This is a genomic window from Kitasatospora sp. NBC_01539 (assembly GCF_045040525.1).
Taxonomy (GTDB): domain Bacteria; phylum Actinomycetota; class Actinomycetes; order Streptomycetales; family Streptomycetaceae; genus Kitasatospora.
On record NZ_CP109390.1, the window covers coordinates 7,461,489 to 7,476,484 of the forward strand.

The 14,996-nt window shown below is 74.8% G+C and carries 13 protein-coding genes and 1 pseudogene; 8 read left to right on the forward strand and 6 right to left on the reverse strand.

The window, feature by feature from the left end; translation table 11 throughout:
- Positions 1-21: 21 nt before the first annotated feature.
- Both OG335_RS32370 and OG335_RS32375 read left to right on the forward strand, forming a co-directional pair.
- Complete coding sequence (locus tag OG335_RS32370; RefSeq protein ID WP_405014689.1) at positions 22-1,239, forward strand: hypothetical protein; 1,218 nt, start codon at positions 22-24, stop codon at positions 1,237-1,239.
- A gap of 197 nt (positions 1,240-1,436) precedes the next feature.
- Positions 1,437-2,072: a DUF6939 family protein gene (locus OG335_RS32375; RefSeq protein ID WP_405015603.1), complete on the forward strand. Its 636-nt coding sequence runs from the start codon at positions 1,437-1,439 to the stop codon at positions 2,070-2,072.
- A 114-nt stretch (positions 2,073-2,186) separates the two neighbouring features.
- Here OG335_RS32375 and OG335_RS32380 read toward each other — a convergent pair whose 3' ends face one another.
- The gene (locus OG335_RS32380) at positions 2,187-3,392 is read right to left on the reverse strand and encodes a GH12 family glycosyl hydrolase domain-containing protein (RefSeq protein WP_405014690.1); all 1,206 of its coding nucleotides are present in this window, start codon (positions 3,390-3,392) and stop codon (positions 2,187-2,189) included.
- A gap of 465 nt (positions 3,393-3,857) precedes the next feature.
- Here OG335_RS32380 and OG335_RS32385 point away from each other — a divergent pair, with 465 nt between their 5' ends.
- The 3 genes from OG335_RS32385 (at position 3,858) to OG335_RS32395 (ending at position 8,126) form a co-directional block, all read left to right on the forward strand.
- Complete coding sequence (locus OG335_RS32385) at positions 3,858-6,083, forward strand: CBM35 domain-containing protein (RefSeq protein WP_405014691.1); 2,226 nt, start codon at positions 3,858-3,860, stop codon at positions 6,081-6,083.
- 89 nt (positions 6,084-6,172) lie between these two features.
- The gene (locus OG335_RS32390; protein WP_405014692.1) at positions 6,173-6,775 is read left to right on the forward strand and encodes a GNAT family N-acetyltransferase; all 603 of its coding nucleotides are present in this window, start codon (positions 6,173-6,175) and stop codon (positions 6,773-6,775) included.
- A gap of 106 nt (positions 6,776-6,881) precedes the next feature.
- Positions 6,882-8,126 carry an ATP-binding protein gene (locus OG335_RS32395; protein ID WP_405014693.1) on the forward strand — a complete coding sequence of 415 codons (1,245 nt, stop codon included), beginning with the start codon at positions 6,882-6,884 and terminating at the stop codon, positions 8,124-8,126.
- 80 nt (positions 8,127-8,206) lie between these two features.
- Here the strand turns inward: OG335_RS32395 and OG335_RS32400 are convergent, their stop codons facing one another.
- The 4 genes from OG335_RS32400 to wecB form a co-directional block, all read right to left on the reverse strand.
- The gene (locus OG335_RS32400; protein WP_405014694.1) at positions 8,207-8,974 is read right to left on the reverse strand and encodes a response regulator transcription factor; all 768 of its coding nucleotides are present in this window, start codon (positions 8,972-8,974) and stop codon (positions 8,207-8,209) included.
- Positions 8,975-9,105: 131 nt separating this feature from the next.
- The gene (locus OG335_RS32405; protein WP_405014695.1) at positions 9,106-10,488 is read right to left on the reverse strand and encodes a glycosyltransferase; all 1,383 of its coding nucleotides are present in this window, start codon (positions 10,486-10,488) and stop codon (positions 9,106-9,108) included.
- Positions 10,485-10,781, reverse strand: coding sequence for a hypothetical protein (locus tag OG335_RS32410; protein ID WP_405014696.1), 297 nt, complete (start codon positions 10,779-10,781; stop codon positions 10,485-10,487). The genes OG335_RS32405 and OG335_RS32410 overlap by 4 nt, the downstream gene beginning before the upstream one ends.
- Before the next feature lie 56 nt (positions 10,782-10,837).
- On the reverse strand, positions 10,838-12,064 hold the full coding sequence (gene wecB / locus OG335_RS32415; RefSeq protein ID WP_405014697.1) for a non-hydrolyzing UDP-N-acetylglucosamine 2-epimerase: 1,227 nt from the start codon (positions 12,062-12,064) through the stop codon (positions 10,838-10,840).
- A 317-nt stretch (positions 12,065-12,381) separates the two neighbouring features.
- Here wecB and OG335_RS32420 point away from each other — a divergent pair, with 317 nt between their 5' ends.
- From OG335_RS32420 to OG335_RS32430, 3 genes are all read left to right on the forward strand, one after another.
- On the forward strand, positions 12,382-12,540 hold the full coding sequence (locus tag OG335_RS32420; RefSeq protein ID WP_405014698.1) for a hypothetical protein: 159 nt from the start codon (positions 12,382-12,384) through the stop codon (positions 12,538-12,540).
- A 190-nt stretch (positions 12,541-12,730) separates the two neighbouring features.
- On the forward strand, positions 12,731-13,756 hold the full coding sequence (locus OG335_RS32425) for a LacI family DNA-binding transcriptional regulator (RefSeq protein ID WP_405014699.1): 1,026 nt from the start codon (positions 12,731-12,733) through the stop codon (positions 13,754-13,756).
- Between the two features lie 34 nt (positions 13,757-13,790).
- Positions 13,791-14,369, forward strand: a complete 579-nt coding sequence (locus OG335_RS32430) for a YdeI family protein (RefSeq protein ID WP_405014700.1) — start codon at positions 13,791-13,793, stop codon at positions 14,367-14,369.
- 265 nt (positions 14,370-14,634) lie between these two features.
- Here the strand turns inward: OG335_RS32430 and OG335_RS32435 are convergent.
- Positions 14,635-14,973, reverse strand: a pseudogene (locus tag OG335_RS32435) (hypothetical protein); the annotation flags it as partial.
- Between the last annotated feature and the right edge of the window lie 23 nt (positions 14,974-14,996).

Genomic DNA, 14,996 nt, shown 5'->3' on the forward strand with positions numbered 1-14,996 from the left:
CCCCCACATCCCGGAGACCCCGTGCCCCCCACCCTGCACCGGCCGGTCCGCCTGACGACCCTGCCGCTCCTGCTGCTCGCCCTCCTCGCGAGCCTCCTCCTCGCCACCGCGCCGCAGGCCGGCGCCGCCACCCCGCCCCAGCGCATCCTGCTCGCCGGACAGTCCACCAAGGCGTCCTGGGACGACCTGAGCACCGTCACCGACGCCCCCGCCGGCGGCTCCGTCTACTACGAGGTCGCCTCCGGCACCTGGGTGTCGCCCGCCCACCGCGACTACGCGGCCTTCCTCGCCTCCCAGGGCCGCACCGTGCAGATCGGCATCAGCTGGAAGGACAACCCGCCCGGCTACACCGGCGGCGACCGCGCCGCCCGCTCGCGCGCCGTCACCCAGGAACTCGCCAACGGCCAGTACACCGACCGCTTCGCCACCCTGATCGCCTTCGTCAACCAGTACCCGCAGGCGACGTTCCTGCTCCGCGTCGACTACGAGGTCAGCAGCGCCTTCCACTGCACCGACAGCAGCTGCTCCTCGTACAAGGGCGCCTTCGCCCGGATCCGCTCCCTGATCGACGGCCGGAAGCGCCAGGGCAACGTCCAGTACGTCTACCACCCGGTGCGCGGCGAGTACGCGCAGCTCTACCCCGGCGACACGGTCGTTGACCGGATCGGCGTCTCGATCTTCGCGCACGAGCTCTGCCTGCCGATCTACGACCACGGCTACCTCTGGAACGGCACCCCGCCGAACAACTACGACACCGGCACCCTGCAGTGCCGCAACCCGTACATCGGCACCGACGGCTGGGGCAACCCGGCCGCGATCTGGAAGAACTGGGACTACGACGGCAACGTCCTCGGCATGATGAAGTTCACCAAGGACCACGGCAAGACGATGATCGTCTCCGAGGGCGGCATGATGAACTTCACCGCCGACAACGGCGCCACCGACGGCATGGAGCAGGCCCGCGGCGCGCTCTGGATGCAGCGCCTCTTCGGCCTGCTGAACTACAGCGGCCCGATCCCCAACCAGTCCGGCACGTACGACCTCTCCCGCGTCGTCACCGCCGTCACCTACATCGACCTCGACTTCCGCTACGGCTGGGACGCCGTCCCGGACGGCACCTTCGACTTCCCCCCGGACACCACCTGGTTCGTCGACGGCCGCATCTCCCGCTACGCCGCCGCCCGTACCGCGTTCTGCCAGGGCCTCGCGGCGAACGGCTTCACCACCCACTGCCGCTGACCCGTAGCCGTAGCCGTATCCGCAACTCCGGCCGCGCCGCGGCACGGTCCGCACCACGGACGCACGGTCCGCCGCCCGGCGAGCACACCGCCGGGCGGCGGCTCCGTCACCGGCCGCGCCCGGGGGAGGGATGTCGGTGGCGTCCGCGATGCTGGAGGCACGGAGCCCCAGGAAGGACGTGCAGAGTGTCGATCAGTGTGGCCGGCCGCCGTCGAGGACGCGCCTCGTTGACCGCGGAGTTCCCCGGCGCCGAGATCATCGACGTCACCTCCAGGGCCGCGGAGCCATGGGTACGACTCAGCCCCTTCTACCCGCACGGCGGCATCCCGGTGCCGTACTCCACCGGCCTCACCGCCCGGTCCGCGGAGGGCATCTGGCAGGCCCTGAAGGTCTTCGAGCACCACGACGTCGACCCCGGGAAGCTCGACGTCACCACGATGAAGGGCCTGAAACGGACGGTGCGCCGGTACGGCCCCGTCCGGGGTCACCGCACCGGGCTGCAGGGCGACCGACTCCTGTCCTACGAGACGGCCCGGCGCCGCATCTACCTGCCGTCGTACCGATGGGTCCTCGAGAACCGCGTGGCGGATCTGGTCGACCGGCTCCGCGCGGGGGTGGACGCCGTGCTCCTCGACTACACGACCAACGGCGATGTCGCGGATCCCGCGAGCCCGCTCTCCCACGCCGCACTCGTCAAGCTGTACATCGAGGGCCGCTGGCCCCGGGAAGCCGAGCACGAGGACGTCGACGAGTACGTCGACGGGGACGGGGTTGAGTCCGGGGTCGAGGCCCCGGCGGGCCTGGCACCGCCGGTGGCCGGAGGCGACGCGTGACCGGGTGACGGCGGACGGCCGGGCCGCCGCGACGCGCGAAGGGGCGGGCAGGGTACGGAGGGACCTGTACCCTGCCCGCCCCGCTTCCGGCCAGGTGGGCGGGCCGAGGTGGGATCAGCGGAGCGACCACACCTGGTTGGGCTGGGTGCCACTTCCGTAGCAGTCCCAGATCTGGAGCCGCGTGCCGTTGGCGGTGCCCTGGCCCGCGGCGTCGAGGCACTTGCCCGAATTGGGGTTCACCCAGGTGCCGTTCGCGTTGATCTGCCACTGCTGGGCGCCGTTGTCGAGGCAGGTCCACAGGCGTACCTGGGTGCCGTTGGCGGTGCCCTGCCCGGCGACGTCGAGGCACTTGCCGGAGTTCGGGTTGACCAGGGTGTTGCCGGAGCGCTGCCACTTCTGGGCGACGGTGCCGTTGCAGTCGTAGAGCTGCACGGCGGTGCCGTCGGCGGTGCCGGCGGCCTGGACGTCGAGGCAGCGGTTGCTGCCCTGGCCGACGACGGTGTTGCCGGTGCCGCCTCCTCCGCCACCACCGGTGCCGTTGGTGGTGAAGGAGAACGAGTCGACGCCGAGGCCGGTGCCGCCGATCCACGGCTCGAAGCCGAACTGCACACTCGTCATGTACCAGTTGCGGTTCAGGTAGCCGCGGTCGGCGGAGTCGTTGGTGAAGTCCTTGATGTTCACCTGGAGGGAGTTGGTGCCCTGCTGGCGCACGTAGGAGACGACGTTCCAGCCGATGCCGCCGTTGGTGAGGCGGCCCTCCCAGATGTCCCAGCCGGCGCCCGCGAGGCTGGCGGTGCCGACCTTCTGCCCGGCGGGCTGCGGGGCGCCCCGGTGGTTGCCCCAGATCATCAGCTCGGCGCCGTTGTTCTGGCCGGCCGGGTTGGCGGAGGAGTCGAACCAGATGTCGTACGCGGCGTCCCACTCACCGCCGTTGACGGTGCGGTAGGCGACGCTGGTCTGCGGGTTGGCGAAGTCGCCGACCCGCACCGGGAGTCCGCTGCCGCTGGAGCAGTTGGTGTAGTGACAGCCCGCGTAGACGGACGGGTAGGACGCCGGGGCGCCGTTGGTGGGCCTGTTGTGGCTCTCCGAGGAGATGGTGAAGCCCGTGTCCGTGACGGAGAGGCACTGCTGGGTGCTGTCGCCCCAGTTGTTGTTCTGCACGATGTAGTGGCCGCCCGAGATCGGGACGGAGCCGAAGGTGTCGCACAGCTGCGTGGCGGCCTGGGCCGGCGGGGCCACGGCGGTGGGGAGCACGGCGGCGCCGACCAGCAGGGCGACGGCCGTGAGAGCGGAGCGTACGCGGCCGAGTAACGAGGTCATGGATCCTCCGTGGGTGGGTGCGGGGCAGGCCGGGTGGCGGGCTGCGGTCGGCCCGGTGCGTGCCGAGAACGGTAGGAGCGGAGGCGGCGGTTCGGAAGCCGTCGGGCAGAAGATTCGGGAGCGCTCCCATTGGTGCAGGTCAAACGGCACAGTTCTTCGAAACATTGTGGGAGCGCTCCCAAATATGGCCCGACGGCATTGACAGGGCCGCGCCGGGCCCACACGCTCCCGGTGGTGCCGCTGCACCGCGCCGCCGCTGCGGCAGCCCTCGGCCGTGCGGTCCGGCCTTGGCCCCCGGCCCGGCGTCGCCCCGCCCCGTGTCCGTCCCGCCCCGCGTCCGTCCCTCCGGCCGGTCCGTCCCCGGGCGGCCCGCTACCGGCCTGCCCGTCCCCGTCCCCGTCCACCGTCCCCGTCCCTGTCTCCGTCCCCGTCCCCGTCCCGCACACGCTCCGAGGTGAGTCGCCCATGAACCTCCGCAGAGCCCGCCTGCTCCGCACCGCCGTGACCCTCACCGCCCTGACGGCCGCCGCGGCGCTCCCGCTGCCCGGCACCGGCCCGCAGCGCGCCCACGCCGCCGACACGGTGGCCGTGCCGGAGGTCATCACCGTCGACACCGGTCGGCAGTCCGGCCCGCTCACCAAGGCCGGGCTCGGCACGCTCTTCGGCGTCGCCTCGGTCCCGGCCACCCCCAAGGACCTCGTGGCGCAGTCCCAGGTCTTCCTCAGCCAGCACCAGAGCCTGGCCGGCGACGCCCACTACCCGACCTCCACCGAGGCGGTCACCGGCACCCTCCAGGGCACCGGCGTGAAGATGATCGCCCGGTTCAACGACCTGATGGGCGGCTGGCCGTACGAGTGGAAGTCGATGGACCAGTGGCTCGGCCAGGTCCGCAGCGGCATGCAGTCGCTCGCGGCGTACCGCAGCCAGATCTACGCCGTCGTGCCGCTCAACGAGCCCGACAACAAACTGCAGGGCGCGTTCATGACCGACCCCGGCCTTCCGGCGGGCAGTTACGACAGCAAGGTCAACTACCTCTGGACCCAGACCGTCCGCACGATCCGCTCCATCGACCCGACGATCCGCGTGATGGGGCCCAACTACGAGCACTACAACCCCTGGGAGTCCGCCGACCGGCAGCCCCGCATGCGGGCCTTCCTGGTCAACTCGATGAACACCGGCACCGTGCCCGACGCCATCGGCTGGCACAGCCTCGGCCCCAGCCCGGGCGACGTGCCCGCCGCCCTCACCTCCTACTACCGCCCGCTGGAGCAGGAGTTGCACCTGCCCGGCGCGCCGAAGCCCATCGTGATCGAGGAGTACGGGCCCGGCAGCGGCGACTTCGAGGGCGTGCCCGGCACCATGGTCAAGCACTGGGCGGAGTTCGCCCGGTACGGCATCGACTACGCCACCATGGGGGTCTACACCAACCCCGGGCTGCTCGGGAACTCGCTGCGCCGCACCTACGGCGCGGCTCCGAGGCCCAACGGCGGCTTCTGGTTCATGAGCTGGTTCAAGTCCATGCAGGGCAACGGCCTCGCCGTGAGCCGCTGGGATACCCGGCACTACCAGGCCGCCGACGCCGTCGCCTCCTGGGACCAGGCGGCCAGGACGGTGACCGTGCTGGCCGGCGGGGAGGACGCCGACGTCGACGTGAAGGTCCAGGGGCTCGCCGCCCGCGGGCTCGGCCCGAACGTCCGCGTCCGCGTCGAGTACACCCGTTGGTCGAAGGACCCGAACGAGGCCGACCCCACCGTCGAGGCCGGCGGCGACCCCGAGAGCGGCCCGCACGTGCTCGTCGACCGTACGGCCACGCTCGACGCCGACGGCGACCTCACCGTGCCGATCCACCGGATGGACCGCTACGACGGCTACCGGATCACCGTCTCCCCGCCCGCGGCCGCCGTCGCCGACCCGACCGTGTACGAGGCCGAGGCCGCGCAGCGCACCCACGCCGTCCTGCACGGCGGCAGCGACGGGGTGCTCGCCTCCGGCGGCGCGTACGTCGGCGGTCTGGACCATGCGGACAGTGCGCTCGCCTTCGCGGTCGACGCGCCGAAGGCCGGCCTCTACACCATGACCGTCCGCTACGCGGCCGGGGTCGGTGACGCCACCCACACCGTCACCGTCGGCGGCCGCCCGCAGGGCCAGGTGGCGTACCCCGCCACCACCGGCTGGGCACCCGCCCAACTGCGCACCGCCACCCGGCGGGTGCTGCTCGCCGCGGGCCGCAACACCGTGACCCTGGGCCACGGCACCGGCTACGCCGAGGTCGACCGGATCGAGGTCAGGCCCGACACGCACCGCTACGAGGCGGAGTCCGCCACGGTGACCGACGCCCGCCGCAGCGTCTTCCCGTACGACTACGTGCCGGGGTACGTCGGCGGTCTCGACAGTGCCACCAGTGCGGTGGAGTTCGCCGTCGACGCCCCGGCCGACGGCACGTACCGGCTGGACGTCGGCTACGCCAACGGCACCGCCGCGACCTCCTCGCACCACGTCTCCGTCGACGGCGCGGCGCAGGGCGACACCGCCTACCCGCCGACCGGCTCCTGGCTCGGCACCCCGCAGCAGGACCGGCCGGAGCGGCTGAGCAGCATCACCGTGCACCTCCACCCCGGCATCAACCGGGTGCGCCTGCAGAAGGCAGTGGGCTTCGCCGAGCTGGACTTCCTGACGGTGAGCCCGGCCTGACCCACCCACCGCCCCCGCTGCGCCGCCCCGGAGCCGGCCGGGCCGGGGCCGGGCGCGGCGGAGGGTCACGGGCGCGGCAGAATGCCCGCATGACGACCCGTACTTCCGGTGCCGGGCGGCCCCCGGCCGCGGCCGCACCGCAGGCCCGGCGGGCGGTGCGCGCCGACGTCGACGCGCTCGTCGGGCTCCGCGTCCTGATGCTGGCGGAGATGGGCCTGGCGGTCGGTGACGACACCGCACCGTGGCGGGCCGAGGCCCGCCGGTGGTTCGCCGAACAGCTCGGCCGGCCCGACGAGTTCGCGGCCTTCGTGGTGGACGACCCGGAACTCGGCGTCGTCAGCTGCGCGGTGGGCACCTGCGACCGGCACGCCCCCGGCCCGGGCAATCCCAGCGGGCTGCAGGGGCACGTCTCCAACGTCAGCACCGACCCGCGCCGCCGGCGGCTCGGCCACGCCCGTGCCTGCCTGGACGCCCTGACGGCGTGGTTCGCCGGGGACACCGAGGTCCGCGTGGTCAACCTCAACGCCACCGGCGACGGCATCGCCCTCTACCGGGAGCTCGGGTTCGTCCCGCCGCGCCACCCGGCCCTGCAGCTGAGGATCACCACGCCGGCGCCGGCGCCGGCGCCTGCGCCCGCGCCCGCGCCCGCGGACCCGGACCCGAACCGGGACGTCGACGCTCCCGTGGCCTGAGCCGCCCGTGGCCTGAGCCGCCCGTGACCTGCCTCGCCGGTTGCGGCCGGGCCCCGGGCGGGTGAGCGTGGTGGGCCGGGACGCCGTCCGGAGGGAGGACCACGCGATGGCCGCGCAACCGGCGGAGCCGCAGGACGACAGCCCGCTGTCCGACGAGGAGAAGGACCGGCTGGCCGCCCTGCACGCGCTGGCGATCCTGGACACGCCCCGGGAGGAGCGGTTCGACCGGATCACCCGGCTGGCACAGCGCCTGCTCCAGGTGCCGATCGCGATGATCTCGCTCGTCGACCGGGACCGGCAGTGGTACAAGTCATGCGTCGGTGTGACGGACACGCAGCAGCCGCGCAGCGTCTCGTTCTGCTCTCGGGCCGTCGCCGCCGGGCGGCAGCTCGTCGTGCCGGACGCCACCCTCGACCCCCGCTTCAGCGGCAACCCGCTCGTCACCGGCCCGCCCGGGATCCGCTTCTACGCCGGGTACCCGCTGGCCGGACCGTCCGGGCACCTGCTCGGCACCCTCTGCGTCCTCGACCTGCAGCCCCGGGCGGTCGGCGCGGACGACCTGGCGGCGCTGGCCGACCTCGCGGCCTGGGCCGAACTCGAGATCGGCGTCGTGCACATGAGCCGGGCCAGCCGTGAGACGGACCGGCTGAAGGACGAGTTCGTCGCCGTCGTCAGCCACGAGCTCCGCACCCCGCTCTCGGCCGTCAACGCGGCCCTCGAACTGCTCGACGGCCATGTCGGCAGCCCGCGCGACGAGAAGCTGGTGTCGCTGGCCCAGGACAACACCGGCCGACTGCGCCGCCTGGTCGACGACATCCTCGACGTCCAGCGGCTGGCCGTCGGATCCCTGCCGCTGCGCCGCGCCGTGACCGACCTGACCGCCGCGGCCGCCACCGCCGTGGCGGGCCTGGAACCGGAGGCGGTGCGGCAGCGGATCGCGCTCTCGGTGGCGGGCGACCCGGTGCCCGTCATGGGCGACCGGGACCGTCTCGTGCAGGTGTTCGGCAACCTCGTCGGCAACGCGGTGAAGTTCTCCGGGGCGGGCACCCGGGTGCACGTCGTGGTCGGGCGCCGTCCCGGTCCGCAGCCGGAGGCCGTCGCGGAGGTGCACGACGAGGGCCCCGGCATCCCGCCGGACGAGCTCGGCCGGGTCTTCGACAAGTTCGTGCGTCTGGAGCGCACCGCGGGCGGAGACCCGGGCGGGGCCGGTCTGGGCCTGGCGATCAGCCGCGGACTCGTCGAGGCGCACGGCGGCACGCTGTCCGCCCGGCCGGGCGAGCGGGGAGGTACGGTCTTCAGCGTCCGCCTGCCGGCGTTCGCACCGGAGCCGCCGCCCTCCGGGACCGCGTGACCGGACGGCGACGGGACGGCGGCCTGACCGGCGGCGGGACGGTCCGGCCGGGAACGGCCCGACCCCGGGCGTGGACGGCGTCAGCGCGTGGCGGGCGGGTCCAGGCGGTAGCCGACCCCGCGGACGGTGCGCAGCAGACCGCCCGCGCCGACCGCTCGCAGCTTGCGGCGCAGGTTCGACACGTGCACGTCGACGGCGTGGTCGTCCGCCAGCAGGTCGTCGCCCCAGACCCGCTCCCTGAGCAGGGCACGGGTCACCACGTGCCGCGGCCGTTCGGCGAGGGCGAGCAGCAGGTCGAACTCCGTGCGGGTCAGTTCCAGCACCGTGCCGTCCAGCCGGGCCTCCCGCCGGGAGACGTCGACCAGCAGCCCGCCCACCACGTGCGCCGTCCCCGCAGGCGTCCCCGCGGCCCCGGCCGCGGTGCCGGTCCCGTACGGCGCGTACGGCGCGGGCGGCGCCGGGTACGTCGGGCGGGAGCGGCGGACGAGCGCCTGCACCCGGGCGGCCAGCTCCCGCGGGGAGAAGGGCTTCGTGAGGTAGTCGTCGGCGCCGGTGGCGAGCCCGACCAGCTTGTCGACCTCGTCGGAGCGGGCGGAGAGCATCAGCACGTACGACTGCGAGAAGGCGTGGATGCGCCGACAGGTCTCCAGGCCGTCGAAGCCGGGCAGGTTGACGTCCAGCACGACGACGTCCGGCCGCCAGCTCCGGGCGGTCTCCACGCCGGAGGGTCCGTCGGCGGCCTCGCGCACCTCGAAGCCGGCCTCGCTCAGCGTCAGCGCCACGAGGATGCGGATCGCCTCGTCGTCCTCGACCGTCAGGACCCGGACCGTACGGGTGGGGCTGTTCACCGCGCCATGATGCCCGTCGGCGCGGGCCCACAGCCCGACCGGCGCGCCGGGTCCCCGCAGCGACCCCCCGGGCAGCGCAGCGGGGCGGTCGGGCCTCCGCCGTCCGGTCCTCCGCGCCCGGCCGCGGTCCCTCAGGCTTCCGTGGCGACGGGACCTGCGGTCGGCGCCTCGGCGTTGCGCCGGGTCTTCGCCCAGCCGCTGCGCCCGGTCATCAGCCGCACCAGCGCCCGCCACGTGGTCAGGTACATCACGTACATGTACGGGATGTACGCCAGGCCCCACAGCAGCGACCGGCCCAGCGGCGCGCCCCGCTCGGCGCGGGCCCGGTACAGCGGGCCCCAGACGGCGAACTGCGCGAACGCCACCGCGGCCAGCGCGGCGGGCAGCAGCCAGCCGCCGTGCGCCATGATCGCGCCGGTGCGCTCCGGCTCGGCGATGCAGGCCGCCGCGGTCAGCACGAGCGGCACCGGGTAGAGCAGCGTGCCCAGCAGGTGCATCCACGGCTGCGCGAGGTGGTAGCCGATCTCGGCGACACCGGCGGTGCCGATGTGCCGGGAACGCCACACCTGCGGCAGGTAGCGGGCGCACTGCATGCCGCCCTGGGTCCAGCGGGTGCGCTGGGTCAGGTACCGGCGGGTGTGGAACAGCCCCTCCTGGTCGACGTACGTCTCGGGGCAGAAGGCGTTCCGCCAGCCCGCCAGCAGCAGCTGGACGCCCAGCTCGTAGTCCTCCAGCAGGGCGCCGTTCCACGGCCGGCCGTGCTGCTCGGCGAGCGTGTCGAGGGCGGTCGCGCGGGTGAACTGGCCGTTGCCGCCGAGGCAGACCGTCGCGGTGGAGCGCCGGGCGAGCTGCAGGGCGGCCATCGGCACGCGGAACTCGATGTCCTGCATCCGCACCAGGGTGCGGGCGTACAGGTTGGCCAGGCGGCCGCGGTCGGGCAGCGGCCGCCGGTCGTGCCGGTTGACCATCCGGACCTCGACCTGCACGGCGCCGACCCGCGGGTCGCCGAAGAGGTGGTCCGCACTGACGGCGTCCAGGCAGTCGGCCGCGGGGCGGCCGTCGGCGTCGACCACGCCGACGATCACCCGGTCGCGGTCGGGGCCCGACGGCAGGGTGCGGTCGAGTGCGGCCCAGGCGGCGTTCAGCGCGTGGCCCTTGCCGGTGCGGGCGTCGGGCCGCCGCCGCTGCACCAGGTGCACCATCGGGTCGCCCGCCGCGGCCGCCGTGACGAGCGCGGCCGTGGCGTCCCCGGAGTCGTCGTCGATCACCCACACGTGGGCCTGCGGGAGGTGGGCGCGCAGGTAGGCCACGGTGTGGCCGATCACCGCCTCCTCGTCGCGGCAGGGGATGAACAGGTGCCAGACGAACTTCCCGGCGTCACCCGGCCCGTCCGGCCGGCGGCGGGCGAACGGGATCGCCAGCAGCAGCACGTACACCAGGAAGACCGCGCTGAGCAGCCACGACAGTTGCACGATGAACTGCACGCCGCCCTCGGACCAGCCGGCGGCGGTCATCGCGTCCTCCCGCCGAGCGCCCCGGCCGAGGCGGCGGTCGCGGCCTCCCCGGCCCCGACCGGTGCGGCCGGTGCGGACGGTGCGGTGCCGGGCCGGGCCGCGGCTGCGTCCGCCCGGTCCGCGCCGCCGTGGCGCAGCGACCGGAGGGCCATCGCCGCCGCGGCGGTGAGGACCAGGGCCGCCAGCAGCGCGGTCGGCACGGCCAGGCCGAGCCCGAGGTGCAGGGCGGCGACGACGGCTGTGCAGACGGCGACGGGCCGGGCGGGGGCGATCAGCCGGGAGGTGGGGTTCACGGGAGCGTCCTAACGGGGAGCGGGGCCGGTGCGGCGGGCCGGGGGAGCGGCCGGGGTCAGGCGGCCGCCGCCACGGCGGCCCGGTCCGAGGCGCGGCGGCCGACCGGCGGCCGGACCTGCTGCGGCGCGGGCACGCGGCCGACGGCGGACCACCGGCGGGCGTCGGCGAGGGAGATCGCGGCGGCGACGATCTGCGCCGCGGCCGTACCGTCGCCGTACGGCGACGGCGTGGCGGCGAGCCGCGCCGGCAGCCGCGCGTCGGCCAGCAGGGCCCGGGCCGTCGACCCGACCAGCGGCCCGGGGCGGACGAGCGTCGCGAAGCCCGCGTCCACGGACTCCGGACGCTCGGTGCTGTTGCGCACCACCACGAGCGGCTTCTTCAGCACCGTCACCTCCTCCTGGACGCCGCCGGAGTCGGAGACCAGCAGCCGCGCCTGCGAGGCGAGGGCGAGGAACTCCGGGTGGTCGACCGGCGGCAGCATCCGCAGCCGCCCGGCGGACGCCGACAGCCCGAAGGCCTCGATCCGTGCGCGAGTCCGGGGGTGCAGCGGCAGCAGCACCGGCACCGGCAGTGCGGCCAGCTCGTCCAGCAGCTGCGCCAGCCGCCCGCGGTCGTCGGTGTTCTCCGGACGGTGCAGCGTCGCCAGCACGTACGGGCCCGCGCCGGCGTGGCGGCGGACCACTGTGCGGGCCGCCCCCGGGGTGGGCATCGACTCCCGGACGGCCTCGACGACGGTGTTTCCGGTGACCTCGATGCGTTCGGGGGAGACGCCCTCGGCGACCAGGTTGGCGGCGTTCCGCGGGGTGGCCGCGCAGTGCAGGTCGGACAGGACCCCGACCAGCTGGCGGTTGATCTCCTCGGGCATGGCGCGGTCGCGCGAGCGGAGGCCCGCCTCGACGTGCACCACGGCGGCGCCGCGGTAGTGCGCGGCCTGGGCGCCCGCGGAGGTGCTGTTGGTGTCGCCCTGCACCACGACCGCGTGCGGGGTGTCGGCCGCGAAGAGCCGGTCCATCGCGCTGATCATGGTGCCGATCTGGGCGCCGCGGCCGGTGCCGCCCACGCCGTCGATCCGCAGGTGCGGCCGGGGGAGGCCGAAACCGTCGAAGAACCGGTCGGACAGCTCGGCGTCGAAGTGCTGGCCGGTCCACACCACCCGGGCCCGCCGGCCGAGGCCGCGGATGACGCTCGCCAGCTTGATGATCTCCGGCCGGGTGCCCAGGACGACGGCGACGTCGCCGACCTGGTCGGAGCTGCGGCGGCGGGGCAGGGAAGCGGCGGGCATGGCGGTCTCCTCGCTCGGTTCGGCGGCTGCGGGGCTGTCGGCGGTGGACCGAGGGCCCGGACCTTCGGCCTGCTCCCCACGGTGCCGACGGGACCTCTGGCCCGGGTCTGCCGAACCTCAAGATCTCCTCAGGACCTCGCCGGGCCGTCCGTGGTGTCGGCCGCGAGGGTGGGGCGTCGCGGTCCGTGGTGTCGGCCGCGAGGCGGCGCGGGCGCCGTCGGAGGGTGCCGGTTCGGCCGTTCGCGGGATCCTGCGTATACGGCGGGCCCGCCGCGGGCAGACGGATGCTCGAAGAGGTCCCGACACGGAGGTGTGCGATGAGTCTCGTCATGGTGCTGCTCGTCACCCCGCTGGTGCTGGCGGCGGTGCTCACGGCGACCGCCCCGGGGCGCGTCCCCCGGCACCGCGGTCGCCGCGACCTGCGGCCCGCCCGGACGGCCGGACCCGCCGGAGCCGCCCGGCACCGGCAGGGCTGACCGCACGACGGGGGCCGACGGGCGCCCCATCCGCCCCTACCCCGGCCGACGGCCGCCGCCTTCCGGTTGTGGTCGACCTCGTGCGGGAGTACCGCGCAGGATGCCCCGGACGGCGTAGAACTGTCCCCGAGGCCCCGGCGGGCCGCGGCCAGCCGCTCCGCCGGCCGAACCGCCCGCCGAGAGGAACACCGTGGTCAGCCTGAAGGACGTCGCCCTGCGCGCCGGCGTGTCGATCAAGACCGTCTCCAACGTGGTGAACGGCTATCAGCACGTCACCCCCGCCATGCGGGAACGGGTGCAGCAGGCGATCGACGAACTCGGCTACCGGCCCAACCTGACGGCACGTCACCTCCGCAAGGGGCGCACCGGCATCCTCGCCCTGGCCGTGCCCGAGCTCGGCAACCCGTACTTCGCCGAGCTCGCCGGTGCCGTCATCGACGCCGCCGCGCGCCACGACTACACCGTGCTCCTCGACCACACGGGCGGCCGCCGCGACCAGGAGGTCCTGGTCTGCCAGGGCTTCCGGGCGCACGTCATGGACGGACTGATCCTCAGCCCCATCGAGCTGGAGACGGAGGACCTCCTCGCCCGCACCGACACCGCGCCGCTGGTGCTGCTCGGCGAGCGCGAGTACGACGCGCCGTACGACCACATCGCGATCGACAACGTCGCCGCCGCGCGGCTCGCCGTCCGCCACCTGATCGACCTCGGGCGCCGCCGGATCGCCTTCCTGGGTGCCCGCCGGGAGAGCGCCCGCCGCCCCGCGCACCTGCGCCTGCGCGGCTGGCGCGAGGAGCTCACCGCCGCCGGACTCCCCTGCGGGGACGACCTCGTGGTCGGCACCGACGCGTACGGACGGGAGGACGGCGCCCGGGCGATGGCGGCCCTCCTCGACCGTGACGCCCGCCCGGACGCCGTCTTCGCCTACAACGACACGATGGCGGTCGGCGCGATGCGCACCCTCGTCGACCGGGGGCTGCGCATCCCCGGCGACGTCGCGGTCGTCGGCTTCGACGACATCGAGGAGGCCCGCTTCACCGGGACGCCGCTGACCACCATCGCCCCCGACAAGGCGGCCATCGCGCGGCTCGCCGTCGACTCCCTGATGGAGCGGATGGCGGGTGCCGGGGCCGGCGAACCGAGGCGGGCCAGACCCGGCCACCGTCTGGTCGTCCGGGAGTCCAGCGCCGGCCGACCCGCGGGAGACGGGAGCTGACGAGGTGTCACTCCGGGGCGCTAGCCTGGCGCCCATGGACGAGATCGACGGTGTGGAGGTCATCGCGTTCCCCGACGCCGGGGCGTTCGAGCGGTGGCTCGGGGAGCACCACACGCGGCACGAGGGCGTGTGGGTGCGGATGGCGAAGAAGAACTCCGGCATCCCGTCCGTCACCTCGGACGAACTGGTCGACACCGGCCTGTGCTTCGGCTGGATCTCCGGCCTGCGGCGCTCCCTCGACGACCGGTTCTACCTGCAGAAGTACGTGCCGCGCCGGCCCCGGAGCCTGTGGTCGCAGGTCAACGTTGAGAAGGTCGCCGAACTCACCGCCGAGGGCCGGATGCGCGAACCGGGCCTCGCCGAGGTACGCCGGGCGCAGGAGGACGGCCGCTGGGCGGCCGCCTACGGCTCGCAGCGGACGGCCGAGGTGCCGCCCGACCTCGCGGCCGCGCTCGACGCCGACCCGGCCGCCCGGCGGACCTTCGAGGCGCTCGACCGCACGGCGCGCTACCTCGTCATGCTGCCGCTGCTGCAGGCGCTCACCCCGGCGGCCCGCCGGCAGCGGCTGGAGCGCGCCCTCCGCCTGCTGACGGAGGGCCGGGGGACGCCGTAGGCGCCGCCACGGCCGTCGTCCGGCCACGGCTGTCCTGCGGCCGTGGCCGGACGACGGCGGCGGGGCGGGGCACCTGTCCGGTACCCCGCCCCGCCGCCCGGCCGACGCTCCCGCGGCGCTACTCGCCGGTGGCCGTCCGGTCGGGCCGCCCGGTGCCTGTGCCGATGCCTGTGCCGGTGTCGGACGCGGTGTCGGTGGCCAGGCCGTCCCGCGGCGCCGGGACCGTGCCCGTCGCCGGACGCCCGGCCGACGGGGCCGGCCCGTCCCCGACCGGGCCGGCGGGCGGCTCGGTCGGGCTGAGCCGCAGCCAGACGAGGAACGCGGCGCCGAGGGCGAGCATGCCGAGCCCGGTCCACAGGTTGATCCGAATGCCCTGGGCCTTGGCGATCTCGGCGGCCGAGTCGGTGGCGCCGACGACGGTCAGTACGGCGCCGTACAGCACGAACAGGCCGCCGATGACGCGACGGATGTCGAACAGCCGGGCCGCGCCGGCGGAGACCCGCCGCGCGGCCGCCTCCGCGGGCTGCTCCGGCGCGGCCGGACCGGCGCCGGGCACGGGCCCGCCGGTGGCTCCGTCGAGGCCGGGGGTGTGGTGGTCGGACATGGTGACGGCTCCTTCGCTGGTGA

Excerpts from the sequence above, each read along its gene's own strand:
- OG335_RS32420 (WP_405014698.1), top strand. The coding sequence starts at position 12,382 with ATGAGTCTCGTCATGGTGCTGCTCGTCACCCCGCTGGTGCTGGCGGCG.
- wecB (WP_405014697.1), bottom strand. The coding sequence starts at position 12,064 with ATGCCCGCCGCTTCCCTGCCCCGCCGCCGCAGCTCCGACCAGGTCGGC.
- OG335_RS32395 (WP_405014693.1), top strand. The coding sequence starts at position 6,882 with ATGGCCGCGCAACCGGCGGAGCCGCAGGACGACAGCCCGCTGTCCGAC.
- OG335_RS32380 (WP_405014690.1), bottom strand. The coding sequence starts at position 3,392 with ATGACCTCGTTACTCGGCCGCGTACGCTCCGCTCTCACGGCCGTCGCC.
- OG335_RS32390 (WP_405014692.1), top strand. The coding sequence starts at position 6,173 with ATGACGACCCGTACTTCCGGTGCCGGGCGGCCCCCGGCCGCGGCCGCA.
- OG335_RS32405 (WP_405014695.1), bottom strand. The coding sequence starts at position 10,488 with ATGACCGCCGCCGGCTGGTCCGAGGGCGGCGTGCAGTTCATCGTGCAA.
- OG335_RS32385 (WP_405014691.1), top strand. The coding sequence starts at position 3,858 with ATGAACCTCCGCAGAGCCCGCCTGCTCCGCACCGCCGTGACCCTCACC.
- OG335_RS32430 (WP_405014700.1), top strand. The coding sequence starts at position 13,791 with ATGGACGAGATCGACGGTGTGGAGGTCATCGCGTTCCCCGACGCCGGG.